This window comes from Neisseria cinerea (genome assembly GCF_900475315.1).
GTDB classification, from domain to species: domain Bacteria; phylum Pseudomonadota; class Gammaproteobacteria; order Burkholderiales; family Neisseriaceae; genus Neisseria; species Neisseria cinerea.
Map to the genome: position 1 here is coordinate 708,902 of NZ_LS483369.1, position 26,006 is coordinate 734,907.

At 50.5% G+C, this 26,006-nt stretch carries 22 protein-coding genes and 3 tRNA genes; 17 read left to right on the top strand and 8 right to left on the bottom strand.

The window, feature by feature from the left end:
• Nucleotides 1–362 precede the first annotated feature (362 nt).
• The gene (locus DQM57_RS03785; RefSeq protein WP_111726953.1) at nucleotides 363–1,214 is read right to left on the bottom strand and encodes an MBL fold metallo-hydrolase; all 852 of its coding nucleotides are present in this window, start codon (nucleotides 1,212–1,214) and stop codon (nucleotides 363–365) included.
• A 97-nt stretch (nucleotides 1,215–1,311) separates the two neighbouring features.
• Between DQM57_RS03785 and DQM57_RS03790 the strand changes: the two genes are divergently transcribed.
• Nucleotides 1,312–2,298, top strand: coding sequence for a GlxA family transcriptional regulator (locus DQM57_RS03790; RefSeq protein ID WP_111726955.1), 987 nt, complete (start codon nucleotides 1,312–1,314; stop codon nucleotides 2,296–2,298).
• Nucleotides 2,299–2,448: 150 nt separating this feature from the next.
• On the opposite strand, the gene ung is transcribed toward DQM57_RS03790, so the two are convergent.
• Both ung and DQM57_RS03805 read right to left on the bottom strand, forming a co-directional pair.
• Nucleotides 2,449–3,108: a uracil-DNA glycosylase gene (ung, locus tag DQM57_RS03795; protein WP_111726957.1), complete on the bottom strand. Its 660-nt coding sequence runs from the start codon at nucleotides 3,106–3,108 to the stop codon at nucleotides 2,449–2,451.
• A 217-nt stretch (nucleotides 3,109–3,325) separates the two neighbouring features.
• Entirely contained in the window at nucleotides 3,326–3,592 is a 267-nt protein-coding gene (locus DQM57_RS03805; RefSeq protein WP_003714312.1) for a SemiSWEET family transporter, read from the bottom strand.
• A gap of 58 nt (nucleotides 3,593–3,650) precedes the next feature.
• On the opposite strand from DQM57_RS03805, the gene DQM57_RS03810 reads away from it, so the two are divergent.
• Both DQM57_RS03810 and DQM57_RS03815 read left to right on the top strand, forming a co-directional pair.
• On the top strand, nucleotides 3,651–4,001 hold the full coding sequence (locus tag DQM57_RS03810; protein ID WP_231992144.1) for an NfeD family protein: 351 nt from the start codon (nucleotides 3,651–3,653) through the stop codon (nucleotides 3,999–4,001).
• Nucleotides 4,002–4,015: 14 nt separating this feature from the next.
• Complete coding sequence (locus tag DQM57_RS03815) at nucleotides 4,016–4,963, top strand: SPFH domain-containing protein (protein ID WP_003678488.1); 948 nt, start codon at nucleotides 4,016–4,018, stop codon at nucleotides 4,961–4,963.
• A 204-nt stretch (nucleotides 4,964–5,167) separates the two neighbouring features.
• Here the strand turns inward: DQM57_RS03815 and DQM57_RS03820 are convergent, their stop codons facing one another.
• The gene (locus DQM57_RS03820; protein ID WP_111727637.1) at nucleotides 5,168–6,238 is read right to left on the bottom strand and encodes an AI-2E family transporter; all 1,071 of its coding nucleotides are present in this window, start codon (nucleotides 6,236–6,238) and stop codon (nucleotides 5,168–5,170) included.
• A gap of 184 nt (nucleotides 6,239–6,422) precedes the next feature.
• On the opposite strand from DQM57_RS03820, the gene DQM57_RS03825 reads away from it, so the two are divergent.
• From DQM57_RS03825 to guaB, 8 genes are all read left to right on the top strand, one after another.
• Nucleotides 6,423–6,698: an HP0495 family protein gene (locus tag DQM57_RS03825; RefSeq protein ID WP_107860040.1), complete on the top strand. Its 276-nt coding sequence runs from the start codon at nucleotides 6,423–6,425 to the stop codon at nucleotides 6,696–6,698.
• 1 nt (nucleotide 6,699) lies between these two features.
• The gene (gene lipB / locus DQM57_RS03830; RefSeq protein WP_107960506.1) at nucleotides 6,700–7,323 is read left to right on the top strand and encodes a lipoyl(octanoyl) transferase LipB; all 624 of its coding nucleotides are present in this window, start codon (nucleotides 6,700–6,702) and stop codon (nucleotides 7,321–7,323) included.
• Nucleotides 7,316–8,299: a lipoyl synthase gene (lipA, locus tag DQM57_RS03835; RefSeq protein ID WP_003675408.1), complete on the top strand. Its 984-nt coding sequence runs from the start codon at nucleotides 7,316–7,318 to the stop codon at nucleotides 8,297–8,299. The genes lipB and lipA overlap by 8 nt, the downstream gene beginning before the upstream one ends.
• Before the next feature lie 474 nt (nucleotides 8,300–8,773).
• Complete coding sequence (bfr, locus tag DQM57_RS03840; RefSeq protein ID WP_020380525.1) at nucleotides 8,774–9,238, top strand: bacterioferritin; 465 nt, start codon at nucleotides 8,774–8,776, stop codon at nucleotides 9,236–9,238.
• Nucleotides 9,239–9,266: 28 nt separating this feature from the next.
• On the top strand, nucleotides 9,267–9,740 hold the full coding sequence (bfr, locus tag DQM57_RS03845) for a bacterioferritin (RefSeq protein WP_003675402.1): 474 nt from the start codon (nucleotides 9,267–9,269) through the stop codon (nucleotides 9,738–9,740).
• Between the two features lie 338 nt (nucleotides 9,741–10,078).
• Complete coding sequence (locus DQM57_RS03850; RefSeq protein ID WP_111726959.1) at nucleotides 10,079–10,396, top strand: helix-turn-helix domain-containing protein; 318 nt, start codon at nucleotides 10,079–10,081, stop codon at nucleotides 10,394–10,396.
• A gap of 45 nt (nucleotides 10,397–10,441) precedes the next feature.
• Entirely contained in the window at nucleotides 10,442–13,000 is a 2,559-nt protein-coding gene (glnD, locus tag DQM57_RS03855) for a [protein-PII] uridylyltransferase (protein WP_111726961.1), read from the top strand.
• Nucleotides 13,001–13,146: 146 nt separating this feature from the next.
• A complete protein-coding gene (gene guaB / locus DQM57_RS03860; RefSeq protein WP_111726963.1) occupies nucleotides 13,147–14,610 on the top strand; it encodes an IMP dehydrogenase in 1,464 nt (487 codons plus the stop codon).
• A 169-nt stretch (nucleotides 14,611–14,779) separates the two neighbouring features.
• Here guaB and rnr read toward each other — a convergent pair whose 3' ends face one another.
• On the bottom strand, nucleotides 14,780–17,173 hold the full coding sequence (gene rnr, locus DQM57_RS03865; RefSeq protein ID WP_111727639.1) for a ribonuclease R: 2,394 nt from the start codon (nucleotides 17,171–17,173) through the stop codon (nucleotides 14,780–14,782).
• Between the two features lie 88 nt (nucleotides 17,174–17,261).
• Between rnr and DQM57_RS03870 the strand changes: the two genes are divergently transcribed.
• The 3 genes from DQM57_RS03870 (at nucleotide 17,262) to DQM57_RS03880 (ending at nucleotide 17,595) form a co-directional block, all read left to right on the top strand.
• Nucleotides 17,262–17,348: transfer RNA gene (locus DQM57_RS03870), tRNA-Leu, on the top strand.
• Between the two features lie 32 nt (nucleotides 17,349–17,380).
• Nucleotides 17,381–17,467, top strand: a tRNA-Leu gene (locus tag DQM57_RS03875).
• 37 nt (nucleotides 17,468–17,504) lie between these two features.
• Nucleotides 17,505–17,595: transfer RNA gene (locus DQM57_RS03880), tRNA-Ser, on the top strand.
• Nucleotides 17,596–17,999: 404 nt separating this feature from the next.
• Here the strand turns inward: DQM57_RS03880 and typA are convergent.
• On the bottom strand, nucleotides 18,000–19,811 hold the full coding sequence (gene typA / locus DQM57_RS03885; RefSeq protein ID WP_107960455.1) for a translational GTPase TypA: 1,812 nt from the start codon (nucleotides 19,809–19,811) through the stop codon (nucleotides 18,000–18,002).
• Nucleotides 19,812–19,902: 91 nt separating this feature from the next.
• Complete coding sequence (locus tag DQM57_RS03890; protein ID WP_111726965.1) at nucleotides 19,903–20,808, bottom strand: NAD(P)H-hydrate dehydratase; 906 nt, start codon at nucleotides 20,806–20,808, stop codon at nucleotides 19,903–19,905.
• Nucleotides 20,809–20,869: 61 nt separating this feature from the next.
• Here DQM57_RS03890 and DQM57_RS03895 point away from each other — a divergent pair, with 61 nt between their 5' ends.
• The 3 genes from DQM57_RS03895 to DQM57_RS03905 all read left to right on the top strand — a co-directional run bounded on the left by DQM57_RS03895 (nucleotide 20,870) and on the right by DQM57_RS03905 (nucleotide 24,848).
• Complete coding sequence (locus tag DQM57_RS03895; protein WP_111726967.1) at nucleotides 20,870–21,526, top strand: cytochrome b/b6 domain-containing protein; 657 nt, start codon at nucleotides 20,870–20,872, stop codon at nucleotides 21,524–21,526.
• 221 nt (nucleotides 21,527–21,747) lie between these two features.
• A complete protein-coding gene (gene ilvD / locus DQM57_RS03900) occupies nucleotides 21,748–23,607 on the top strand; it encodes a dihydroxy-acid dehydratase (RefSeq protein ID WP_111726969.1) in 1,860 nt (619 codons plus the stop codon).
• A 50-nt stretch (nucleotides 23,608–23,657) separates the two neighbouring features.
• Entirely contained in the window at nucleotides 23,658–24,848 is a 1,191-nt protein-coding gene (locus DQM57_RS03905) for a CapA family protein (RefSeq protein WP_111726971.1), read from the top strand.
• A 78-nt stretch (nucleotides 24,849–24,926) separates the two neighbouring features.
• Here the strand turns inward: DQM57_RS03905 and bioB are convergent, their stop codons facing one another.
• A complete protein-coding gene (gene bioB, locus DQM57_RS03910; protein ID WP_111727641.1) occupies nucleotides 24,927–25,979 on the bottom strand; it encodes a biotin synthase BioB in 1,053 nt (350 codons plus the stop codon).
• Between the last annotated feature and the right edge of the window lie 27 nt (nucleotides 25,980–26,006).

Sequence of the window (26,006 nt, forward strand, 5' to 3'; positions counted from 1 at the left end):
ACTCATATTTTGTAATAACCTAGATAAGCAAGAGCATTTGTTTTTTACCTTGCAACAAACTACCTGCCTTGCCCTTAATACTAGGTACTTGAATTTTCAGCAAATGCAAGATGGGTTACGGTTTCCATTTGATTGCCGAACAGCATTAGGCTATTTCCTCGCCACCATAGGCTCCGGCTTGGTTATATTGCTGTTGCTGGCTACTTTGATTTTGGCGAGACAGGGACGGTTGTTGGTTAAATGAAAAATCGTGCGATTTAAAGGCGTTATAAAACAGACATGGTTTCAGGTCGTCTGAAAGCCCAAAAGCAGCCTGCACTTTGAAAACAAGGTGCAGGCTGCTTGGGGTAATGTGTCGTTTATCAATCTAGTTTCAGGATTTCTCCGTCTTCCGGAACGTTCACGCGGCTTTCAATGCCTTGACCGCGTGTAAATTTACGCATATCGGCGCGGCTGACGGCGGTATGATTCACGGTATCCATGTGTACGGTGATGATTTTGGCTTTAGGCATGACTTGGCTGGCTTTTAATACATCAGCCGTCCCCATAATAATGCCGTCTGAAATGCCTGAAATCAGCGCGTAGCCCGCGTTCATAATCAGATAATCGGGTTTGTAGCGGTTCAATGCTTTGTTTACATCTGCCGTCCACACAGTATCACCCATAATATAAGCGGTTTTATGTCCGCTGCTTTGGAATACCACACCCATTGCATCACCTAAGATTTCGGCTAGCTGCGGGTTGGCATACATGGCTTCGGTACCGTGTACGCCGCCGGTTTTGCTGATGGTTACGCCGTTGAAGACAGTGCTGCCGTTCAACACGCGTACATCAGTAAAACCTTGGCTGCGGATTTTTGCCGCGTCGGCTTGGTGCTGCACATATACGGGCAGGTTTTTCGGAATGGAACGTGCGGCGGTTTCGTCCCAATGGTCTTCGTGAGTATGGGTAACAATAACTGCATCCACACCGTCCAAAATTTTATTCACGCTCATCGGTAGCCCGACCAGCGGCATTTTGGCTTGGTTATTGAACGTGCCGGCAAAGCCGTTCATGGAATGCTTGGGGGCGAAAAACGGGTCAATCAAAAACGTCTGCCCCGCATATTCGACTTTGGCGGTAGCATTACGGATATGTTGGTATGAATCGTCTGCCCAAGCAGAAAAGGCTGTCGCGCCCAAAACAGTGGCAAGAATAAATTGCTTGGATTTCATTATGTTGCTCCTTAAAAAATCATGGAGCGTATTTTAAGCAGCAGGTGTATCGGCTAAAATAGGCAATATTGCCAACAAACGCAAGGATAGTGCCAAAATGTCGTCTGAAAACGAGCGTAACGAGTTTCGCCAAAATCAAACTGTTCCCAAAATCGTGCTATATGCTCAATCGGGCATGAATGATTTTGTCTTCAACATTCCCTTTTCTGTTTTTCAGACGACCTATCGGGACAATCCGCTCTTTGACCTGAAAATCTGTTCCGATGATAGCAAAGACGTCATCACGGCACTGGGCGCAAGCATTCCCGTACATGGCGGATTGGATTTGACGGAAGAAGCCGACATCATTGTCATCGCAGGCTGGCGCAATATTGAAGAAGCCCCGACACCCGAGTTGAGCGCACATTTACAGAAAGCAGTACAACGTGGTGCACATATCACTGCCCTATGTTACGGCACTTACGCCCTTGCCTACACAGGACTTTTAGACGGCAGAACCGCCGCCACCCACTGGCTTGCCGAAGACGACTTTGTCCGCCGTTTCCCTAAAATTCATCTGGATACCAACCGCCTATATGCGGAAGACGGCAACTTTTTAACATCGGCAGGTGCGGCGGGCGGGCTGGATTGCTGCCTTTACCTCATCCGCAAAATCCACGGTGCAACCGTTGCCAACGACCTTGCCCGTACCTTGGTTACGGCACCACACCGCGAAGGCGGGCAGGCACAGTTTATCCACCGACCTGTCGAACGTCGTACCGCCGATGACAAAATCAATCACTTATTGGACGAACTGCGCCAAAACCTTGCGACCCCATACCGCTTGGACGATTTGGCAAAAAAATTAGCCGTTTCCCGCCGTACCTTTATCCGCCATTTTTCTCAAGCCACAGGCATGAATTTCGGTGAGTGGCTCACAACAGAGCGGCTATGGCAGGTACAGGATTTATTGGAAAATACGGATTTGCCGATAGAACGCATCGCCGAACAAAGCGGCTTCGGCAGCGCGTCAAACCTACGTTTGCAGTTCAAAGCCAAGTTTAAAATCAATCCGAATGCCTGGCGGAAAGTATTTGGCAGATAGCTCGCGTTAGTCAATCCAAAACACTTGAGCAACGTTATTGGTTTTACACCGTTTCTTGCAAGGTTTAAAGAATTAGCCAAACAATCTTCCACTCAACAGATTGACTGGTTCCATAAGTGCGGTTTAAGCAACTTAGCATTCAGACGGCATTCATAGCTTCCAGTTTATCGGTTCGATACCGTGTTGACTCAAATAGCTGTTTGCCTGTGAAAAATGGTGGCAGCCGAAAAAACCGCGATATGCCGACAGAGGAGACGGATGCGGCGCGGTCAGTATCAAATGATTTTGACTGTCTATCAGTTTCCTTTTTTGTTGTGCATACCCACCCCACAGCATAAAGACAAGGTGCTTGCGGTGTGTCGCAAGCTGCCTGATAACGGTATCGGTAAAGCGTTCCCAGCCTAAAAGGGCGTGCGAATGCGCCTGTCCTGCACGCACCGTCAAAACCGTGTTCAGAAGCAATACGCCCTGCTCTGCCCACGCTGTCAGGCAGCCGTGTGCGGGAATGGAAAAACCGTTGATGTCGGTTTCCAACTCCTTGTAGATATTCAACAAAGACGGTGGTATGCGGATACCCTGCCTGACGGAAAATGCCAAACCGTGCGCCTGCCCTGCCCCATGATACGGGTCTTGTCCGAGAATAACGACTTTGACCCGGTCAAACGCTGTCAGGCGGAATGCGTTGAACACATCAGCCTCCGGCGGATAGATGATTTGTCCCGACAAACGTTCCTGCCTGACTGCATTTAAAATTTCCTGAAAATACGGTTGCCGTTTTTCGTTGCCCAGTGCATCGTGCCAAGTATCCATATCTGCCCTATCCTTTCAAATTCGGCTATACTGCTGATATCGCGTGATTTTGTCAAACGACGCGCTTTGTGGGGAAATGTATGACTGTATGGTTTGTTGCTGCTGTTGCCGTCTTAATCATCGAATTATTGACGGGAACGGTTTATCTTCCTGAAACACCTTTTATCGTTTTCAGGTAGCCTTTATGATGACGATTACGCTACCGCGTCGGTTGTTTTTAAAGTGCGGTCAGAAAAGTCAAAGAACCCAATATCACGCCAACCGCATTGGGCACAATCAAAATCCAGTCTTTTTTGGGTTCTTTACTCCAACCATATAAAACCCAAATCAAACAGGATACTGCCGCAAACAGAGGTTGCCACGGTTGCGCCTTTTCCCCTTCCAAATTAGCGATAATTTGGGGGATATAGGCGATGAATACAAAAATCCCGATTGCCGCGCCTATGCTTCCGATAAAAGCATTGAATTTTTTCTTGCTTATCATAGATAAGTATCCTTTCTCAAAAATTTTTATTGTACGGCCTTTAATATAGCGGAGCAATATTGCTATCGAACTGGTTGTCAGCGCAGCTTTGGCGGGTTCGGGCATTATCTACGGACTGATCGGCAGCACGCCTGCCGCCGTCTTGACTGCCGCCTTACTTTCCGCGCTGGGTATTTGGTTCGTACACGCCAAAACCGCCGTTAGAAAAGTTGAAACGGATTCATATCAGGATTTGGATGCCGGACAATATGCCGAAATCCTCCGACACACAGGCGGCAACCGTTACGAAGTTTTTTATCGCGGTACGCACTGGCAGGCTCAAAATACGGGGCAAGAAGAGCTTGAACCGGGAACTCGCGCCCTAATCGTTCGCAAGGAAGGTAACCTTCTTATTATCACACATCCTTAACATCAGGAGAAATCATGGAATTTTTCATTATATTACTGGTAGCCGTCGTTGTTTTCGGATTTAAATCCTTTGTCGTTATTCCCCAACAGGAAGTCCACGTTGTCGAAAGGCTCGGACGTTTCCATCGCGCCTTGACTGCCGGCCTCAATATCCTCATTCCCTTTATCGACCGCGTGGCCTACCGTCATTCGCTGAAAGAAATTCCCTTGGATGTCCCCAGCCAGGTCTGCATCACGCGCGACAATACGCAGCTGACTGTTGACGGTATCATCTATTTTCAAGTAACCGATCCCAAACTTGCCTCATACGGTTCGAGCAACTACATCATGGCAATTACCCAGCTTGCCCAAACGACGCTGCGTTCCGTTATCGGGCGTATGGAGTTGGACAAAACGTTTGAAGAACGCGACGAAATCAACAGTACCGTCGTCTCCGCCCTCGATGAAGCCGCCGGAGCTTGGGGTGTGAAAGTCCTCCGTTACGAAATCAAGGATTTGGTTCCGCCGCAAGAAATCCTTCGCTCAATGCAGGCGCAAATTACCGCCGAACGCGAAAAACGCGCCCGTATCGCTGAATCCGAAGGCCGTAAAATCGAACAAATCAACCTTGCCAGCGGTCAGCGCGAAGCCGAAATCCAACAATCCGAAGGCGAGGCTCAGGCTGCGGTCAATGCGTCAAATGCCGAGAAAATTGCCCGCATCAACCGCGCCAAAGGTGAAGCGGAATCCTTGCGCCTTGTTGCCGAAGCCAATGCCGAAGCCATCCGTCAAATAGCCGCCGCCCTTCAAACACAAGGCGGCGCGGATGCGGTCAATCTGAAGATTGCGGAACAATACGTCGCCGCGTTCAACAATCTTGCCAAAGAAAGCAATACGCTGATTATGCCTGCCAATGTTGCCGACATTGGTAGCCTGATTTCGGCTGGGATGAAAATCCTCGACAAGGGTAAAACTTCCCAATAAATATCCCAATCAATAGGTATGAAAAATGCCGTCTGAACCTTACGGGAAAGGTTCAGACGGCATTTTTATCTAAATCCAAAATCTCAAAAATATGTTTATCCCCATACCCTTATTTGATAACGGAAGCGGACTGCAGGTATCCATACTGCATTTTCGGATAAAAACAAAATATCCCCTTCGGAAACTTTATACTTCGTCAATGCCTTACCTGTTCCGATAAAAACTGCTGGCAAAATATTTCTGGACACCCTCACGCAGCAATACCAATGTTACGGCAGCCAAAGGCAATCCTGCCAACATTCCGACAAAGCCCATCAGTTGTCCGAATGCCATCAGGGAAAAGATAACCCAAAACGGCGACAGGCCGATACGGTCTCCCACGATTTTCGGCGTAATGAAAAAACTTTCGAGAAACTGGCCGACGGCAAAAACCGCCCAGACAGCTAAGATGCCGTTCCACGAAGCAAATTGGAGCAAGGCGGCAACGGTGGCAAGCAGTAATCCCGTAAACGCACCGAGATAAGGAACAAATACCAAAATACCGGCAACCATACCGATGGCAAATCCCGAATCCAGTCCGACCAGCATCAATCCCAAACCGTAAACCAAGCCCATAATCAGCATCACCAGGAGCTGACCGCGTAAGAATTCGCCCAATACCTCGTTCAAATTACCTGTAATACGGGTATAAGTATCGGCAAAACGCCTCGGAACCAGTTTACTTATACCGCACGACCACCGCTGCCAATCCAGCAGAAAATAGTAAAGCAGTAACGGCAGCAGCATCAGATTGCCGATACTGCTGACGATATTGCTGCTCTGCCTCATCAAAACGGGAAACCACGCCTTAAGCGTGTTGCTCAGCTCACCCGTATGCGCCTGAAGCCATGCGATAACGGATGCCTGATCGATTTCCACATAATTGCCCACAGTGTCTTTCAACAGCGGCAACAGCGTATTTTGCATAAAACCTGCAAGTTGGGGCAAACGGGATACCATGCTGTTGAACTGTCCGACCAGCATAGGGACAATAATCAAAAGCAGCGCCGCAAGCAGCAGCAAGGCAAAAACCATTACAGTCATTGAAGCAACGGCACGGTTGAAACCTTTTTTCTGCAACCATTCAACCAAAGGATCCAACACATACGCCAACACTGCCGCAACCGCAAAGGGAGCCAGTGTATCGCCAAGTGCGAAAGCCAGCCATATCAAGACCGTAAGGAATACCACCGCACCAACCCAGGGTTTGATACTCTGCTTTTTTTTCTGATACATAACGACCCGTCCGGAAACCATTTTCATCATTATTATAGCAGAACGGGTTATATAGCAGATAAAGCCCGTGCCGTTTCGATAGCCTGTTATCACGGTTTGGGCTAAAATACTACATTATCTGATGCAGTCCGATAAACAAAATCCCTGTTCAGACGGCATACCGTACACAACAAGGCAGCACATCATGACCGAACAAGAAAACAAAAAATCCCTCATTGAATTTCCCTGCACCTTCCCATTAAAAGTAATGGGGGCGGTTCATCCCGAGTTCGAGCAAGCGCTTTTAGAAACCGTCCGCCTTCACGCCCCTGATACGCAGGCGCACCACATCACCACGCGGCCGAGCAGCAAAGGCAACTATACCGGCGCCACCGTACAAGTAAAGGTTGAAAACCAAGAACAACTTGACAATATCTACCGCGCGCTGACTTCGCACAAACTGGTCAAAGTGGTACTTTGAGATGAAAATCATACATAAAGGTTTGGTTGAATATCTGCCGACTTTTGAGGCAATGAAAACTTTCAACGCTAACCGTACCGCCTCTACCGAAGATGAATTGTGGGTGGTAGAACATCCCCCCGTGTTCACACAGGGGCTAGCCGGCAAACCCGAACATCTGCTGATTAGGGACGACATCCCCGTTATCCAGATTGACCGGGGCGGACAGATTACCTATCACGGGCCCGGGCAATTGGTCGTATACACCATGATTGATTTCAAACGGCGTAAAACCAGTGTTAGAAACATCGTTTCCGCGCTTGAAAACAGCATCATCGCCACATTGGCGGAATACGGCATTGAAGCGGCGGCTGATCCGAAACGCCCCGGCGTTTATGTAGGAGAACGCAAAATCGCCTCGCTGGGGCTGCGTATCAAAGGAGGTTCCGTCTATCACGGCCTTGCGCTCAACGTCAATATGGATCTCTCGCCGTTTACCCATATCAACCCCTGCGGTTATGCCGGTATGGAAATGACGCAAATTGCCGACCTCGTCCACCCCTGCCCCACGCTGGACGAAGTTGCCGCCAAACTGACCACACATCTTAAAACACAACTCACACCGAAAGCAGATAACAATGAGTGAAATCAAAACCGACGATCCCAAACGCGGCATCAAACTCAAAGGCGCGGATAAAACCGCACGTATTCCGATTAAAGTTGTTCCATTGGAACAAAAATTGAAAAAGCCCGAATGGATCCGCGCCAAATTACCGGGCAAGAAATTCTTTGAAATCAAAAATATTCTTCGCGAACAAAAAATGCATACCGTATGCGAAGAAGCATCTTGCCCCAATATCAGCGAATGCTTTACCAAGGGTACGGCCACATTCATGATCATGGGCGATATTTGTACCCGCCGCTGCCCGTTCTGCGACGTGGGACACGGCCGTCCGAATATGCTCGACCCCGACGAACCGAAAAACCTCGCAGAATCCGTCAAAGCCATGAACCTGCGTTACGTCGTCATCACCTCGGTTGACCGCGACGACCTGCGTGACGGCGGTGCCCAACACTTCGCCGACTGCATCAAAGCCATCCGCGAAACCAGCCCGAATACCAAAATCGAAATCCTCGTTCCCGATTTCCGCGGCCGTCTGGACATCGCGCTGGAAATCTTGGCAGAAACGCCGCCTGACGTGATGAACCACAACTTGGAAACCCATCCGAGCCTGTACAAAAAAGCCCGTCCGGGTGCCAACTATCAGCACTCCCTCGAGCTTCTGCGCCGCTACAAAGAAATGATGCCGCACATACCGACCAAATCCGGCATCATGGTCGGCTTGGGCGAAACAGACGAAGACGTGCGCGAAATCATGCGCGATATGCGTGCCAACAATATCGAGATGATTACCATCGGCCAATATCTGCAACCTTCAGACGGCCACTTGCCTGTCTTGCGCTACGTTACACCCGAACAATTCAAAATATTTGAAAAAGAAGCATACGAACTGGGCTTTACCAATGCCGCTATCGGTGCGATGGTACGTTCCAGTTACCATGCCGACGAACAGGCGGCGGAAGCTCTGCGGGAAAGCCATGGCGGTTGCGGGCATCATTAACCCCAAAACACCGTTCCGAAGTAAAAAATAATTTCCTACGCTGCTGTCTGCCGCGTTGTTTGATGTAAACAACATCAACTTGAATTGTCCATGCCGTCTGAAATCCCTTCAGACGGCATGATTTATTCTCCGAATCCGATAATCTCAAAAGAATCTGTCAGTTAATGAGAACGATTCATTATAAATTTTGATAAAAAACCGTGTTCTATTTGTTTTTTGCTATGGTTAATAAGTGTAAATGTTCTTTATTGATGAGATGGATTCTTAGTTTTAGAAGCAAAAAAAACCGATAAGAAACAGAGCATTGATTTGGAAAGCATCAGCAAAACCACCCTATCTCTTTTGATAATTGTTTGTATTTTAAATAGAAAATTTGTCATATCAAAAACTTTTGCATACAATGCACGCATCCCGAATAGCGATACAGATGCTGTTCAGACATACCGAAAACCAAGTTACGGAAAGAGAGATATTATGCAAGGCAATCAAGCAGTTTTAGATTATATGAACGAATTGTTGTCCGGCGAGCTGGCGGCACGCGATCAATACTTCATCCACTCCCGCCTCTACTCCGAATGGGGCTACACCAAACTTTTTGAACGTCTCAATCACGAGATGGAAGAAGAAACCACACACGCCGAAGACTTTATTCGACGCATCCTGATGCTGGGCGGTACGCCGAAAATGGTACGTGCCGAACTAAATATCGGTACGGACGTGGTTTCCTGCCTCAAAGCCGACCTGCAAACCGAATATGAAGTACGCGATGCGTTGAAAAAAGGCATCAAACTGTGCGAAGAGGCTCAAGACTATGTTACCCGCGACCTGATGGTTGCCCAACTGAAAGATACCGAAGAAGACCACGCCCACTGGCTGGAACAGCAGCTTCGCCTGATCGAGTTGATTGGCGAAGGCAACTACTACCAAAGCCAACTGTAATCCGTATTCGGAATAAAAGGAGTCTGATATGAAAGGTGACCGCCTGGTTATCCGCGAGCTGAATAAAAATCTCGGCCTGCTACTGGTAACCATCAACCAATACTTTCTTCATGCCCGAATTCTGAAAAATTGGGGTTTTGAAGAATTAGGAGAACATTTCTTCAAACAATCAATCGTAGAAATGAAAGCTGCAGACGATTTGATCGAACGCATCCTCTTCCTTGAGGGATTGCCCAATTTGCAAGAGCTGGGCAAGCTGCTGATTGGTGAATCTACCGAAGAAATCATTGCCTGCGATTTGGAAAAAGAGAAAGAAAAACATGAGGCATTGATTGCGGCAATTTCCGTGGCTGAAGAGCAACAGGATTATGTCAGCCGTGATTTGTTGGAAAAACAAAAAGATACCAACGAAGAACATATAGACTGGCTAGAAACCCAACAAGAGCTTATCGGCAAGATCGGCCTGCCCAACTACCTGCAAACAGCGGCGCAAGAGGACTAAAACACAAATTACTGCCAAATATAGCAGTTCTCTGCACCATCAGACGGCATATCCGTATAAACGGATATGCCGTTTTTCTTTACCGGATTGCGAATAAAATCGAAATTGATTTGAATCAATACGTGATAACAATTTTTGTTTAATAATACTGATATGAAATCTAGATTGGGTTGTTTGGTAGTTTACTGTTTTTTCAATCTATCTCGATTTTACCTCTTTCCTCTTGATGTGTGTGTGTTTGGGTGTGGCTGTCGCCACCCCTTTTTTTTAGTTTTAACGTGAAGTAAAATCCGTAACAGCAAATTCTTAATCCTAATCATTTATCCGGAAATAACATCATGAGCAATAAATTGATGCCGCCTTCAGAATTACCAAATAGCCAAGACTTACGGGCAGTATTGGCGTACAACATGCGGCTTTTCCGCGTGAACAAGGGCTGGTCTCAGGAAGAGCTGGCACGCCAATGCGGTTTGGACAGAACTTATGTATCGGCTGTGGAACGCAAACGCTGGAACATTGCATTGTCGAATATTGAAAAGATGGCGATGGCTTTGGGCGTGGCGGCGTATCAGTTGCTGCTGCCGCCGCAGGAACTGTTGAATCTGATGACCCGTCTCCCCGATACCCGCCAAATGCCGTCTGAAACCGATATTTGACCGTCAAACTATCTGTCCACCTCCCTGCCTACTCGAAAGAATAAAATGTCTGCAAATTTGCCTTCAGTATTGGAAACCTTCCGGCAGCAGCGTGATGCCGCACAAGAACATTATTTGAAAACCAACCGCGTGTCGGTATTTTTCAGAGAATATACGGCGGCAGTCGAAACCTTATTGGCGGCATTGTGGGTAGAACATTTTCAAAACAGTGCATTATGCCTGATGGCGGTAGGCGGTTTCGGTAGGAAGGAGCTGTATCCCTGTTCGGACGTGGATTTGGCAGTGGTTTCACCCAATCCGCTTTCAGACGGCATCCAAGAACAAATCGCCCGATTTGTTCAAACCCTGTGGGACTGCAAACTGATGCCCTCGGTCAAAAGCGGCAGCGTTGATGAACTATGTGAAAGCGTGCACAATGATATTACGGGGGACACGGCGTTTTTAGAGGCTAGGTTTTTGTTTGGCAACCGCCAGACAGCAGACGAGTTGACGGAAAAAATGAACACGCAACGCAATGTAGCGGCGTTTATCGAAGCAAAATTGGTAGAGATGGAACACCGCCATGCCAAATCGCAAGGCTCAGGGGCGGTATTGGAACCAAACATCAAAAGCTGTCCCGGCGGTCTGCGCGACATCCACACCCTGCTTTGGATAGCGAAAGCGCAAGGCTTAGCGGCCAACCTGCCTGCGCTGGTCAAACAAGGCATTCTGACGCGCACTGAAGCCGGCATGCTTTCGCACGGCTACCGCCGCCTCGCCCACATCCGCATCCATCTGCATTTAAACGCGAAGCGCGCCGAAGACCGCCTGCTGTTCGATTTGCAGCCGCAAGTCGCCGAAAGCATGGGTTATCAAGGCTTGAACCTCCGCCGTCAAAGTGAAGAACTGATGCGCGTGTTTTACCGCGCGATTAAAACCGTTAAACAACTGAGCGGGATCCTCACGCCCATGCTGCAAAGCCGCGTTTCCTCCACCCCGTTGCGCGTTACCCTGCGGATTGACGACGACTACATCCAAGTCAACAACCAAATCGCCGCTCGGCACACCGATATTTTTTTCAGACGACCCGAACACATTTTCAAAATCGTCGAAATCATGCAGCAGCGCAACGATATTACCGCGCTCGAACCGCGAACCCTGCGCGCATGGTGGGGCGCGACGCGCAAAATCAACCGCAGCTTCTACCAAAATCCCGAAAACCGCCGCCGTTTCGCCGGCTTTTTCCGCCGCGGCAACGGGCTGACCCAAACCCTGCGCTTTCTCAACCTCTACGGCGTGTTGGGTCGCTATCTGCCCGCGTGGGAAAAAATCGTCGGCCTGCTTCAACACGACTTGTTCCACATCTATCCTGTGGACGACCATATCCTCGCCGTCGTCCGCAACGTCCGCCGCCTTGCCCTAGACATGCACAGCCACGAGCTGCCCTACGCCTCCGCGCTGATGCAGTCCTTTGAAAAACAAGACATCCTTTATCTTGCCGCCTTCTTCCATGACATCGCCAAAGGACGCGGCGGTGACCATGCCATACAAGGCATCACGGACGCGCGCCAATTTGCCGCCGACCACTTCCTGACCGAAGAAGAAAGCGACCTGCTCGCCTGGCTGGTCGAAAACCATCTTCTTATGTCCACCGTCGCCCAAAAAGAAGACATCCAAGACCCCGACGTACTCGATGCCTTCTGCAAACGCGTGCAAACCCACGAACGCCTCAGCGCACTCTACCTTCTGACCATTTCCGACATACGCGGCACCAATCCCAAACTGTGGAACGCATGGCGCGCCAGCCTGTTGGAAAGCCTGTTCCATGCCGCCGGCCGCTACCTCGCAGGCAACGGTGGCAACCCGCACGCCCTCTTCGGCCGCCGCCAACAAGAAGCCGCCGACTTGCTCACCCGCGCCGCCGTCCCCGAAAAACAGCAGAAAAAACTATGGAACGCGCTCGGTTCCGCCTACTTTGCCCGCCATCAGTCCCGCGAAATCCTGTGGCACGCTGCAAACCTCGTACACGACTTTGAAACCCCCATCGTCCGCAGCCGCATCCTGTTCAAAAGCGACAGCTTTCAAGTCATGGTCTTCATGCCCAACGGCCCGCGCCTGTTCGCCCGCCTCTGCCGCATCTTCAGCCGCCACGGCTTCGACATTCTCGCTGCCCGCGCCTTCATTACCGAACACGACTACATCCTCGACACCTTCATCGTGCAAATCCCCTCACAACACGCCCCCGAAGACTACCCTGACATCCAAAGCGCGCTCGAAGCAGAACTCAACAGCTTTATCCACGGACACACCGTTGCCGAAACCCAAAGCCACAGCCGTCGCATCAGCCGCCGCAGCCGCTACATGCCAATCGCGCCAAGCATCACCATCACCCCCGAAGAAGACTATCCCGACTGGTACTCCGTCGAAATTACCGCAGTCAACCGCCCCTTCCTGCTCGCCGATATGGCGGAAGTCTTTTTCGCCCACAACGTCAGCCTGCGCTATGCCAAAATCTCCACGCTGGATGAACGCGTCGAAGACAGTTTTACCGTTTTCAGCCCCGATCTGAAAAATCCGAAAATCCAATCTGCGTTGAAACAGGCTTTGTTGGAACAATTAACATGATTCCTCTTCCTTTTTCAGACGACATTAGCCCTTCTGTTTTCCAACTATTCTGAAACGGATAAATATTGTAAACAATATCAGCTGCCAAGACGCAAGTACCATGTTATAATGCCGTGCATCTTGCACAAACTGAAAGACCGAGCATCATGCGTATCGTAGAAAAAGCCTATACTTTCGACGACGTCCTGTTGGTTCCTGCACATTCAACCGTGCTGCCCCGAGATGTCAAGCTTCAAACCAAACTCACCCGCGACATCACGCTCAACCTCCCCCTGCTTTCTGCGGCAATGGATACCGTTACCGAAGCGCGTTTGGCCATCTCTATGGCGCAAGAAGGCGGCATCGGCATTATCCATAAGAACATGACGCCGGAGTTGCAAGCGCGTGCCGTTTCCAAAGTGAAGCGCCATGAGAGCGGCGTGGTGAAAGATCCCGTTACCGTTGCACCGACCGCATTGATCCGCGAAGTTTTGGAAATGCGCGCGCAGCGCAAACGTAAAATGTCCGGCCTGCCTGTCGTTGAAAACGGCAAAGTGGTCGGTATCGTAACCAACCGTGACCTGCGTTTTGAAAACCGTCTCGATCTGCCTGTTTCTGCCATCATGACACCGCGCGAGCGTTTGGTTACCGTTCCCGAAGGTACCTGTATCGACGAAGCCCGAGAAGTCATGCATGCGCACAAAGTCGAGCGCGTTTTGGTGTTGAACGGCCAAGACGAACTCAAAGGTCTGATTACCGTTAAAGACATTCTGAAAACAACCGAATTCCCTAATGCCAATAAAGATGCCGAAGGCCGCTTGCGCGTCGGTGCCGCTGTGGGTACCGGCGGCGATACCGAAGAGCGCGTCAAAGCATTGGTAGAAGCAGGCGTAGATGTGATTGTGGTCGATACTGCCCACGGTCATAGCCAAGGCGTTATCGATCGCGTGCGCTGGGTCAAAGAAACCTATCCGCACATCCAAGTCATCGGCGGCAACATCGCGACTGCCCAAGCCGCTTTGGATTTGGTCGCCGCAGGTGCGGATGCCGTTAAAGTCGGTATCGGTCCGGGTTCGATTTGTACGACCCGTATCGTAGCCGGCGTGGGCGTGCCTCAACTGACTGCGATTCACAATGTTGCCGAAGCCCTGAAAGGCACGGGCGTTCCCCTGATTGCCGACGGTGGTATCCGCTTCTCCGGCGATATTGCCAAAGCACTTGCTGCCGGCGCATACAGCGTCATGCTCGGCGGTATGTTTGCCGGTACGGAAGAAGCACCGGGCGAAATTGAACTCTATCAAGGCCGCTCTTACAAGTCTTACCGTGGCATGGGTTCGTTGGGTGCGATGAGCCAAGGTTCAGCCGACCGCTACTTCCAAGACAAAACCGACAGCACAGACAAATATGTTCCTGAAGGCATCGAAGGCCGCGTACCTTACAAAGGCCCGATCGTGAATATCATCCATCAGCTGACCGGCGGCCTGCGCTCCAGCATGGGGTATTTGGGTTGCGCTAATATTGCTGAAATGCACGAGAAAGCAGAATTTGTGGAAATCACTTCTGCCGGTATGAGCGAATCTCACGTTCACGACGTGCAAATCACCAAAGAAGCGCCGAACTACCATCGCTGATTCAAGCACTCTTTATTAAAATGCCGTCTGAAACCCAATTTTAAGGTTTCAGACGGCATTTTTAAATTTACCGAGAATAATAACCTATCCGATAAAACGGATAGGCCATAGAAAGATAGGCAACTGTGTCATGGCAGGCATGGCTTGGGATTTTTCTTAAACGCTTCTACTACCCGCTCCGACCCGTATTATTTGCCTTTCGTTTTTTTATTTTAATCGAAACCGATTTTTTTGCCTTTTTCTTCGGCAGCGCGGCAACAGACTTACCTCTTTCCTTTGCCTTGCAGTCTCGGGCTGCTTGTTTCTTTGCAACAGTTTTCGGCTTGCTTTGCCCAACCGCCTTTGCCAGCTTGGTATATTGGGATGATTTAATCTTCCTCCGCCTGCCCGTAACTCCTCCTGCAATCAAAATAAAATCGATTTTACTGGTATTCAAATCAGCACGGGCAACTTTAACGGTAACCCTATCCCCCATGTTGAAACGGATACCGCTGCGTTCGCCTTCTATCGCCATGATTTCGGGGCGGAAGTTGAAATAGTCTTCGCCCAAATCACTGATGTGTACCAAGCCGTCAATGTGGATGCCGTCCAAGGTAACGAAGAGGCCGAAGTTGGTCATGCCGGAGATTTTGCCTTCGAATATTTCGCCGACTTTATCGCGCATATAATAGGTTTTCAGCCAGTTTTCCACGTCGCGGCTGGCGTCGTCGGCACGGCGCTCACAGAACGAGGTATGCACGCCCAAAGCCTGCCAGCTTTTGTTTGGCGTGTAGGTCTGCTGGTTCAACACGGCTTTGATGGCGCGGTGGACGGTCAGGTCGGGATAGCGGCGGATGGGGGAGGTGAAGTGGGCGTATGCTTCGTAGGCAAGGCCGAAGTGTCCGTCGCAATGCGGTTCGTAAACTGCCTGCTGCATGGAGCGCAGCATCATGACTTGCAGCAATTCGGCATCGGGTCTGCCTTTGAATTGTTCGGCAAGCGCGGCATAGTCTTTCGGCGTCGGGTTGTCTCCACCGCCCAGTTGCAAACCCAATAAGCCGAGCTGCTCGCGCAGGGTAGCCAGTTTTTCGGGTGTCGGGCCCAAATGATTGCGGAATAGTGCGACATGTTTGTTTTTCATCAAAAACTCTGCCGCGCAGACGTTCGCCGCCAACATACATTCTTCAATCAGCTTGTGGGCTTCATTACGGACAACGGGAACGATTTTTTCGATTTTACCGTTATCGTCGAAAAGCATTTGGGTTTCGATGCTGTCAAACTCCACCGCACCGCGTTCGAAGCGTTTTTTCTGAAGGATTTTGAAGAGTTTGTAGAGGGTGTCGATTTGAGCTTTGTGCGGATGGTCGAGGCCGTCTGAAATCCAATCCCAGACTTGATTGTAAGTCAGACGGGCATGGGAACGCATAACCGCAGGGTAGAAGCGGTATTCTTTAATATTGCCCGCGTAAGTGATGACCATATCGCACACCATACACAAACGCTCGACATTAGGATTGAGCGAGCAGATGCCGTTGGACAGATTTTCCGGCAACATGGGAATCACGCGGCGCGGGAAGTAAACACTGGTGCTGCGTTCCTGAGCGTCCGTGTCGATAGCGTCATCGGGGCGGACATAATGGCTGACATCGGCAATTGCCACGACCAAACGGTAATTGCGTCCGATTTTTTCAGCAAACACGGCATCGTCAAAATCGCGCGCCGTTTCGCCGTCAATCGTTACTAAAGGCAAATCGCGCAAATCGACGCGGCCTTTCAAATCGCTTTTACGAACATGGTCGGGGATTTTTTTCGCGGCTTTGGCACACGCTTCGCTGAATTGGTGCGGCAAATGGTGTTTACGCACGGCGATTTCGATTTCCATGCCGCTGTCGGCATAATCGCCCAATACTTCAATGATTTTCGCCACGGCAGGGCGGTTTTGTTCGGGATAAGTCTCGATTTCGCCGACAATGACCTGACCGGATTCGGGTTTAAAATGCGCGACACTGTCGGGTTCCAAGACAATGCTTTGGTTCAGGCGTTTGTCTTCCGCTTCCAAAATCGCCACGCCGCGATCCATATAGAAACGACCGACCACTTTGCTTTGCGCACGTTCGACAATATCCAAAACCGTACCTTCGCGGCGGCCTCTGCGGTCGATGCCGGCAGGGCGGACGGTAACAATGTCGCCGTGCATGATGCCGCGCATTTGGCGTTCGTATAAAACAAAATCGCCGTCTTTGGTGGGCGTGAGCGGTACGGCGAAGCCGAAACCGTCTTTGTATGCCTCGACACGGCATTTGACCAAATCTAATTTGTCCGCCGCGCAGACCGCACCGCGACGGTTGATTAAAACCTGACCGTCCCGCGCCATCGCTTTCAGACGACGTTCGAAAAATTCGTACTCTTCTTCCTTAATCGACAATTCGCGTGCCAAAGCTTCAATCTTGGACGGTACGCCTTTACGTTCAAGCAGCTCGACAATCCATTCCCTACTTGGCAAGGGATATTCATAACGCTGTTTCTCCCGACTCAAAAACGGGTCTTTTTCCCGTAAATTTAAATATTTAATATTTTTGTTCATTTTGACCGTTGACATTCTTTTTATGACCTATATAATAGCGACTTCTTTGCGGAAGGACACTGTACCGCAAAACAGTAAATAAAGCAAAGCCCAGGTGGCGGAATTGGTAGACGCGCTAGCTTCAGGTGCTAGTATCCTCACGGGTGTGGAAGTTCGAGTCTTCTCCTGGGCACCAATCATGCTTTGCTTTATTTAGATATTTATATTGCCCAGGTGGCGGAATTGGTAGACGCGCTAGCTTCAGGTGCTAGTATCCTCACGGGTGTGGAAGTTCGAGTCTTCTCCTGGGCACCAATAATAATTTATCCTGTTAAGGGTAAATTCCGCCATTAGAGAGGTGGATGAGTGGTTTAAGTCGCACGCCTGGAAAGCGTGTATACGTGAATAGCGTATCGAGGGTTCGAATCCCTTCCTCTCTGCCAGTTATACTTTAAAAAGTTTTATAAACTTTTTAAATAAGAAAAAAGCCCTATAAATATTTATGGGGCTTTTTTCTATCCAGCCTTAAAAACACTTTTCAACAGATTTAAATCTTTTTTGTTTTTTGGTATTTTATTTGATATCAGACAACTAACGTATGAAATATACCTGTCGGCTATCATAAGTCAGGATTTCACCGTCAAGGCTGCTGCATTCGAACTAAACACCTCCCATTTTCGCCTACCTCTTCCATATAGCCAAACTGCTTCTCTGTACGCAAACACTATGTAACACATACAATTTCAGCACAAACATATCACTTCTTTTTTCATAATCCAGTATAGATGTTCTAAAAACAAATGCCGTCTGAAACACTTTCAGACGGCATTAACTCATCATTTAAACATCAATCCAGCTTTTTGAAATGACGGCGACGTTCCAATTCGCTCAAGTAACGCTTACGCAGACGGATGGATTGCGGCGTGATTTCTACCAGCTCGTCATCGTCGATAAACTCGACCGCACCTTCCAGCGTCAGTTTAATCGGCGTAGTCAGGCGCACCGCTTCGTCGGTGCCGCTGGCACGGACGTTGGTAAGTTTTTTACCTTTGAGCGGATTGACGACCAAATCGTTTTCTCGGCTGTGGATACCGATAATCATGCCTTCGTAGATTTTATCGTTGGGTGATACGAACATACGGCCGCGGTCTTCAAGATTCCACAAGGCGTAAGCAACCGCCTCACCCTGCTCTTGGGACACCAGTACGCCGTTGTGGCGGCCGGGCATATCGGGTTTTACGGGCGCATAGTCGTCGAACACGTGGCTCATCAGACCGACACCGCGCGTCAGAGTCATGAATTCGCCTTGGAAACCGATTAAGCCGCGTGCAGGAATATGGTATTCGAGGCGGGTACGGCCGTTACCGTCGCTTTCCATATTGGTCAGTTCGCCACGGCGGCGACCGAGCTCTTCCATTACCGCGCCTTGGTTGTCGTCGGGCACGTCCACGGTCAGGTTTTCATAAGGTTCGCATTTTTGACCGTCGATGTCGCGGTACACAACGCGCGGCTTGCCGACTGCCAGTTCATAGCCTTCGCGGCGCATGTTTTCCAGCAAAATAGTCAGGTGCAGTTCGCCGCGTCCGGATACGCGGAACACGTCGGCATCGGCGGTATCTTCCACGCGCAGGGCAACGTTGGTCAGCAATTCTTTTTGCAGACGGTCGCGGATTTGGCGGCTGGTCACGAATTTGCCTTCGGTACCTGCGAGTGGGCTGGTGTTCACCATAAAGTCCATGGTCAGCGTCGGTTCGTCCACGCTCAACATCGGCAGACCTTTGGGGTTTTCTTTGTCGGTGATGGTTACGCCGATACCGATGTCTTCGATACCGGAAATAATCACGATGTCGCCGGCTTCGGCTTCTTCAAGCGGTATGCGTTCCAAACCTTTGAAACCCAACAGTTGGTTGATGCGACCTTGGGCGATTTGCTGCTCGTGGTTCATGACGGCAACGACCTGACCGGGCTTGATACGTCCGTTCAAGATACGGCCGATGCCGAGGCGGCCAGTGTAGTTGTCGTAGTCGAGTTGGGAAATTTGCAGTTGCAGCGTTTCGTCCGCACTGCCGCTCGGTGCGGGCGTGTGTTTTAAGATGGTGTCGAACAACGGACGCATGTCGTTGCTCTCGTCGGTTTCTTCCAGTTTGGCGAAACCGGACAGGCCGGAAGCGTAGACAATCGGGAAGTCCAACTGCTCGTCGGTTGCTCCCAAGTTGTCGAAGAGTTCGAAAGTTTGGTCGATAACCCAGCTCGGACGGGCGGACGGTTTGTCGATTTTATTGATGACGACAATCGGTTTCAGTCCCAAAGCCAAGGCTTTTTTAGTTACAAAACGGGTTTGCGGCATCGGACCTTCTTGCGCATCCACCAACAATACGACGCAGTCCACCATACCCAAAACGCGCTCCACTTCGCCGCCGAAGTCGGCGTGTCCCGGAGTGTCGACGATGTTGATGTGGTAGCCTTCGTAATCGATGGCGGTGTTTTTGGCGAGGATGGTAATACCGCGTTCTTTTTCAATGTCGTTGCTGTCCATCACGCGCTCGTCAACCTGCTGGTTGGCGCGGAATGTGCCGGATTGGCGCAGCAGTTGGTCAACTAATGTGGTTTTGCCGTGGTCGACGTGGGCGATGATGGCAATGTTGCGAATTTGTTTCATGGTTAATATTTTTCAAAATCTAGAAAAGATAACTGTACATTGTACCATGATTTATTGAATGCCATTTAGAAAATGGCAGTGCTTTTACCTTTCAGACGGCATTCTTATGCAGACTGGCCGTTATATCGTTTCTCAGCCACCTTGCTGTCGGGGCGATTTCCCCTGCCAGCAATCCGGTCTTGATGCCCGCCGATTCCATCATGACATCTGCCGCCGCACCGTGCAGCCAAACGCCGGCACACGCTGCTTCAAACAGTTTCAAGCCTTGCGCAAGCAAACTTCCGACTATACCGCCCAACACATCTCCGCTTCCCGCCGTAGCCAGTCCGGCATTACCGCTATGGTTGATATAGATTTCCGTATCAGGTGCGGCAACCAGTGTTTTGTGTCCCTTTAAAACCACGGTTGCACCAAAAATTTCCCCTATTTTCCTTACTGCCGCCGTCCGATCTGCCTGAACCTGTACAACCGTCGTTCCAAGCAGGCGCGCGGCTTCGGCGGGATGCGGCGTTAAAATCAGGTTTTTACACCCCCGCGCCATGCTTCGGATTTCATCATTGACTGATAATATATTCAATGCATCCGCATCCAAAAGCATCTGGCTGTCCGCATGTTCCGTTAAAATTCCGGCAAGCGTTCCGACCGCCGCCCTACCTGTACCCAATCCACAACCGACAACCCAGGCGTTTATATCCTGACGTTTGGCCAAACTATCTGCCGTATCCAGCATAATCTCGGGGAAACCGGCAATGACGGCAAAAGGCAGCGTATCCTGATTGAAACCTGCCCACACCTTACCGCAGCCGAGATACATCGCCGCGGATGCCGCCAATATGGGCGCGCCGCTCATACCCGTAGCCCCGCCGACAACCGCCAGCGTGCCGAAAATGCCTTTATGGGCATCCTCAGACCGCACTTTGAAAGCCCGGGGAAACTGAGATGCCGTCTGAAGCATACGGCGGCGGCTTTCGCCTGAAATGCGGAAAACGGAAAACATTATCCCTCCAATCGGTTAAAATAAGGCTTGAAGAAACTGATTTTACCGCCGGAAACCGATTATGAAAAACAAAACCAAAGTCTGGGACTTCCCCACCCGCCTTTTCCACTGGCTGCTTGCCTCATCCGTGCCCTTTATGTGGTATAGCGCAAAAGCCGGAGGCAGCCTGCTTCAATGGCACACGCGCATCGGGCTGCTTATCCTTTTCCTGCTCATATTCCGTATATGCTGGGGCATTTGGGGCAGCGATACCGCACGTTTTTCCCGTTTTGTCCGCGGATGGGCGGGTATCAGGGAGTATATGAAAAACGGTATTCCCGAACACGTCCAACCCGGACACAACCCCTTGGGCGCACTGATGGTCGTTGCGCTTTTGGCCGCCGTCTCATTTCAAGTCGGCACCGGACTTTTTGCCGCCGATGAAAACACCTTCAGCACCAACGGCTACCTCAACCATTTGGTTTCTGAACATACAGGCAGCCTTATGAGGAAAATCCACCTCAACTTTTTCAACTTGCTCGCCGTTTTTTCCGCCATTCATATCGCCGCCGTCGCCGCGTACCGAGTGTTCAAAAAGAAAAATCTGGTTGTGCCGATGATTACAGGCTTCAAATATATCGAAGGCAAAACAGCCATACACTTTGCCGGCAAAGCCGCGCTTGCCGCTACATTATTGATTGCCGCACTTACCGTAGCTGCCGTTTTATTCCTTTCCTGAAATTTGAACATTATGCCGTCTGAAGCCTTTTCACCTTTCAGACGGCATTTTGACAAATCCGTCACACATCCTGCTTGAGCGATACCGAATCTATTTGCAATTCCCACATATTAGCGATACTTGGTATAAAATGCTTCCTTTTCCCAATCCCAAAACACAGTACATAATGCCGTCTTAGCATCATCCATTTCTCTGACGGCATAAAAACAAGGAAATACACCATGCCAGAATACCGCTCCAAAACCTCCACCCACGGCCGCAATATGGCGGGCGCGCGCGCATTGTGGCGCGCCACCGGCGTGATGGAAACCGACTTCGGCAAACCTATTATCGCCGTTGCCAACTCGTTCACCCAATTCGTGCCAGGCCATGTCCACCTGCACAACATGGGCCAACTGGTTGCCCGCGAAATTGAAAAAGCGGGCGCAATCGCCAAAGAATTCAACACCATCGCCATCGACGACGGCATCGCCATGGGGCACAGCGGCATGTTGTACTCCCTGCCCAGCCGCGATCTGATTGCCGACTCCATCGAATACATGGTCAACGCCCACTGCGCCGACGCGTTGGTGTGCATTTCCAACTGCGACAAAATCACCCCCGGAATGCTGATTGCCGCCATGCGCCTGAACATCCCGACCATCTTCGTTTCCGGCGGTCCGATGGAAGCGGGCAAGGTCATCGGCGTGGCCAACATCCAGCCCGAACGCCGTTTGGACTTGATTGACGCCATGATTGAATCGGCGGACGACAATGTCAGCAACCAGCAAGTCGAAGAAGTCGAACAAAACGCCTGCCCGACCTGCGGCTCCTGCTCCGGCATGTTCACCGCCAACTCCATGAACTGTCTGACCGAAGCGCTTGGTTTGTCCCTGCCCGGCAACGGCTCCTACCTCGCCACCCATGCAGGTCGCAAAGAATTGTTCCTCGAAGCCGGCCGCATGATTGTCGAAATCACCAAACGCTATTACGAGCAAGACGACGAAACCGTACTCCCGCGCAGTATCGCCACCAAAAAAGCGTTTGAAAACGCCATGACCATGGACATCGCCATGGGCGGCTCCACCAACACCATCCTGCACTTGCTCGCCGTCGCCAACGAAGCAGGCGTCGATTTCAAAATGGCCGACATCGACCGCTTAAGCCGCGTTGTGCCCTGCATCTGCAAAACCGCGCCAAACAATCACGACTACTATATGGAAGACGTACACCGCGCAGGCGGCATCTTCGCCATCCTGAAAGAGCTGGACAAAGCGGGCAAACTGCACACCGACGTGTACACCATCCACGCGCCGACCCTGAAAGACGCGATCGAAAAATGGGACGTGACTAATCCCGAAAACACCCACGCCATCGAACGTTTCAAAGCCGCACCGGGTGGCGTACGCACCACACAAGCGTTCTCGCAAAACCGCATGTGGAAAACCCTCGACCTCGACCGCGAAAAAGGCTGTATCCGTGATGTCGAACATGCCTACTCGCAAGACGGCGGCTTGGCAGTATTGTTCGGCAATATTGCCGAGCGCGGCTGCGTAGTGAAAACCGCAGGCGTGGACGAGAGCATCCTCAAATTCACCGGCCGCGCCCGCGTGTTTGAAAGCCAAGAAGACGCAGTAGAAGGCATTTTGGGCAACCAAATCGTCGCCGGCGACATCGTCATCATCCGCTACGAAGGCCCTAAAGGCGGCCCGGGCATGCAAGAAATGCTGTACCCGACTTCTTACCTGAAATCCAAGGGTTTGGGCAAAGCCTGCGCCCTGCTGACCGACGGCCGCTTCTCCGGCGGTACGTCCGGCCTGTCCATCGGCCACGCTTCGCCTGAAGCGGCAGAAGGCGGCGCCATCGGTTTGGTACACGAAGGCGACACCATCGAAATCGACATTCCAAACCGCAGCATCCGCCTTGTCATTTCCGATGAAGAGCTTGCCGCCCGCCGTACCGAAATGGAAGCGCGCGGCAGCAAAGCGTGGAAGCCGGAAAACCGCGATCGCTACGTCTCCGCAGCCCTGCGTGCCTACGGCGCGATGGCGACTTCGGCGGACAAAGGCGCGGTGCGCGACGTATCGCAAATCGAAAGATAAGCCCTTCCGAAACGCGCGGCAAATGCCGTCTGAACAGCAAAGGTCTGATTATGGACAAATTTATCTGGGCGATGGCGGTATTTGCCGCGATTTTGGCTCTCGTTATCGGCGGCGGTTTTACTGCATTGGAATACCTCAAGCAATCTCCTTATACGGTAAAACAAGAGGCTCAGGACAAAATAACGGAAAACACGCCCACTTCCCAAGTTACCGGAAAAATGACAGCTTCAGAGAGCGGAAAACCATCTGAAAATGCAGGTACGGAAAAAACCGCCGGGAGTGTTTCTATCATCGGCGTCGGCGACATCATGCTCGGCAGTAATTATCCTGCCGCCTACTTACCCGATACCAATATCCTGAAAAATATTGAAACCATACTGCAAGATGCGGACATCACCGTCGGCAACCTTGAAGGCACTTTGTTTGACGAAGGTGGTACGCCGAAAAAATGTGCCGACCCAAAAATCTGCACCCTTTTCCGTATACCCTCTTCATACGGGCAATATCTTGCCGATGCCGGTTTCGATTATCTCAACCTTGCCAATGACCACATCAACGACTTTGGCGAACAAGGCATAACAGCAACCGCCAGCAACCTGGAAGAACTGAACATCAAATTTTCCGGTATCGAAAATAAATTTGAGACCGCCATACTGAAGAAAAACGGTGTGAAATACGGCTTCGTATCATTTGCCACAAGCACGGCCGCCGTCAAATTGAATGATTACGCAAAAGCCAAAAGACTAATTGCGCAAACTAAAGAAAAAACTGATATCGTCATCGTCATGTTTCATGTCCGGACAGAAGGCAGGCAGGCAGAACACCTACCTTTCTCTACCGAAATATCTCATGGGGAAAACAGGGGAAATGTTGTCGAGTTTGCAAGGCTGGCTGTCGATTCCGGCGCGGATGTCGTATTCGGACAGGTGCCGTACGTAACACGCGCCGTCGAACTTTACAAAAACCGCTTTATCTCGTACGGCAGCGGCAGCCTTGCCGCCTACACTGCAACCGACAATGAAGGAATAGACAGCATTGCGCCCATTTTCAAGATTATCACGGACAAACAGGGCAAATTTATTTCCGGAACCATCATCCCGATTACCCAAGCCGGCGACAAAACTCCCAAAATCGACCCTGAAAAAACCGTTATTGAGCGGATTATTTATCTGAATCGCAGTGATTTTCCCAACGGGAACGGACTGGATGTCTCGCCCGACGGCAGCATCACCCGCCGGTAGAAAAGATACTCAAAATAATGTCCGAAAGAAAATGCCGTCTGAAACCTTTCAATGTTTCAGACGGCATTTTTGCAATCATCAATAATCGACTTTAATCCGTGAGGCTTTTTCCACTTCGGCGACCTCGCCTTCCAGCTCAAACTGTAAGGGATACAGGTTAAGCTTTTCCATCAGGATTCTATCGCCGTCCTCATCAGGATTGCCTGTGGTCAACAGCTTGTCGCCGTAAAAAATCGAGTTCGCACCTGCCATGAAGCACATCGCCTGCATTGCTTCAGGCATATTGCTGCGCCCTGCCGAGAGGCGGACATAACTTTGCGGCATGGTAATCCGCGCTACGGCAATCGTACGGACAAATTCAGTCCAATCTAAATCTTCCGCATCAGCCAGCGGCGTGCCTTCCACTTTGACCAGCTGGTTAATCGGTACACTTTCGGGTTGCGGATCGAGGTTGGCTAGACTGGCAATCAGTCCTGCACGCTCGGCACGGGTTTCGTTCATGCCGACGATGCCGCCGCAGCAGATTTTCAAACCGGCGTTGCGGACTTTGCCCAAGGTATCCATACGGTCTTCATGTTTACGGGTATGGATGATGTCGTTATAGCGTTCCGGATCGGTATCAAGGTTGTGATTGTAATAATCCAAGCCTGCCTCTTTAAAGTCTTCCGCCATGCCGTCTTCGAGCATACCGAAGGTACCGCAGGTTTCCATGCCCAATCCCTTGACGGCTTTGATGATTGCGGAAACCGTCTCCACGTCTTTAGGTTTGGGACCGCGCCACGCCGCGCCCATACAAAACCGGCTTGCGCCGCGCGATTTGGCGATTTTGGCTTTTTCGACGATTTCATCCACATCCATCATCTGCTCTTTGCCCAGATTGGTATTGTGGTGCGCCGATTGCGGACAGTAGGCGCAATCTTCGGGACAACCGCCGGTTTTGATCGACAACAAAGTGGAAAGCTGGATTTCTTGCGGATTAAAATTCGTTCTGTGAACCTCTGCCGCGCGATAGACCAAATCCAGAAAAGGAAGTTCGAAAAGTGCCTCTATATCACATTTTTTCCAATAACGGGCAGTAGGATGCGGCTTGCGCTCAGTTTGGCGGCGTAAAGCAACCGGTGAAACAGTCATGGTGTGTTCTCTCATGTTTGACAGTGT

What these genes read in the sequence shown, in the direction of transcription:
- DQM57_RS03785 (WP_111726953.1), bottom strand. Translation starts at nt 1,214, where the DNA reads ATGAAATCCAAGCAATTTATTCTTGCCACTGTTTTGGGCGCGACAGCC.
- DQM57_RS03790 (WP_111726955.1), top strand. Translation starts at nt 1,312, where the DNA reads ATGTCGTCTGAAAACGAGCGTAACGAGTTTCGCCAAAATCAAACTGTT.
- ung (WP_111726957.1), bottom strand. Translation starts at nt 3,108, where the DNA reads ATGGATACTTGGCACGATGCACTGGGCAACGAAAAACGGCAACCGTAT.
- DQM57_RS03805 (WP_003714312.1), bottom strand. Translation starts at nt 3,592, where the DNA reads ATGATAAGCAAGAAAAAATTCAATGCTTTTATCGGAAGCATAGGCGCG.
- DQM57_RS03815 (WP_003678488.1), top strand. Translation starts at nt 4,016, where the DNA reads ATGGAATTTTTCATTATATTACTGGTAGCCGTCGTTGTTTTCGGATTT.
- DQM57_RS03820 (WP_111727637.1), bottom strand. Translation starts at nt 6,238, where the DNA reads ATGTATCAGAAAAAAAAGCAGAGTATCAAACCCTGGGTTGGTGCGGTG.
- DQM57_RS03825 (WP_107860040.1), top strand. Translation starts at nt 6,423, where the DNA reads ATGACCGAACAAGAAAACAAAAAATCCCTCATTGAATTTCCCTGCACC.
- lipB (WP_107960506.1), top strand. Translation starts at nt 6,700, where the DNA reads ATGAAAATCATACATAAAGGTTTGGTTGAATATCTGCCGACTTTTGAG.
- lipA (WP_003675408.1), top strand. Translation starts at nt 7,316, where the DNA reads ATGAGTGAAATCAAAACCGACGATCCCAAACGCGGCATCAAACTCAAA.
- bfr (WP_020380525.1), top strand. Translation starts at nt 8,774, where the DNA reads ATGCAAGGCAATCAAGCAGTTTTAGATTATATGAACGAATTGTTGTCC.
- bfr (WP_003675402.1), top strand. Translation starts at nt 9,267, where the DNA reads ATGAAAGGTGACCGCCTGGTTATCCGCGAGCTGAATAAAAATCTCGGC.
- DQM57_RS03850 (WP_111726959.1), top strand. Translation starts at nt 10,079, where the DNA reads ATGAGCAATAAATTGATGCCGCCTTCAGAATTACCAAATAGCCAAGAC.
- glnD (WP_111726961.1), top strand. Translation starts at nt 10,442, where the DNA reads ATGTCTGCAAATTTGCCTTCAGTATTGGAAACCTTCCGGCAGCAGCGT.
- guaB (WP_111726963.1), top strand. Translation starts at nt 13,147, where the DNA reads ATGCGTATCGTAGAAAAAGCCTATACTTTCGACGACGTCCTGTTGGTT.
- rnr (WP_111727639.1), bottom strand. Translation starts at nt 17,173, where the DNA reads ATGAACAAAAATATTAAATATTTAAATTTACGGGAAAAAGACCCGTTT.
- typA (WP_107960455.1), bottom strand. Translation starts at nt 19,811, where the DNA reads ATGAAACAAATTCGCAACATTGCCATCATCGCCCACGTCGACCACGGC.
- DQM57_RS03890 (WP_111726965.1), bottom strand. Translation starts at nt 20,808, where the DNA reads ATGTTTTCCGTTTTCCGCATTTCAGGCGAAAGCCGCCGCCGTATGCTT.
- DQM57_RS03895 (WP_111726967.1), top strand. Translation starts at nt 20,870, where the DNA reads ATGAAAAACAAAACCAAAGTCTGGGACTTCCCCACCCGCCTTTTCCAC.
- ilvD (WP_111726969.1), top strand. Translation starts at nt 21,748, where the DNA reads ATGCCAGAATACCGCTCCAAAACCTCCACCCACGGCCGCAATATGGCG.
- DQM57_RS03905 (WP_111726971.1), top strand. Translation starts at nt 23,658, where the DNA reads ATGGACAAATTTATCTGGGCGATGGCGGTATTTGCCGCGATTTTGGCT.
- bioB (WP_111727641.1), bottom strand. Translation starts at nt 25,979, where the DNA reads ATGACTGTTTCACCGGTTGCTTTACGCCGCCAAACTGAGCGCAAGCCG.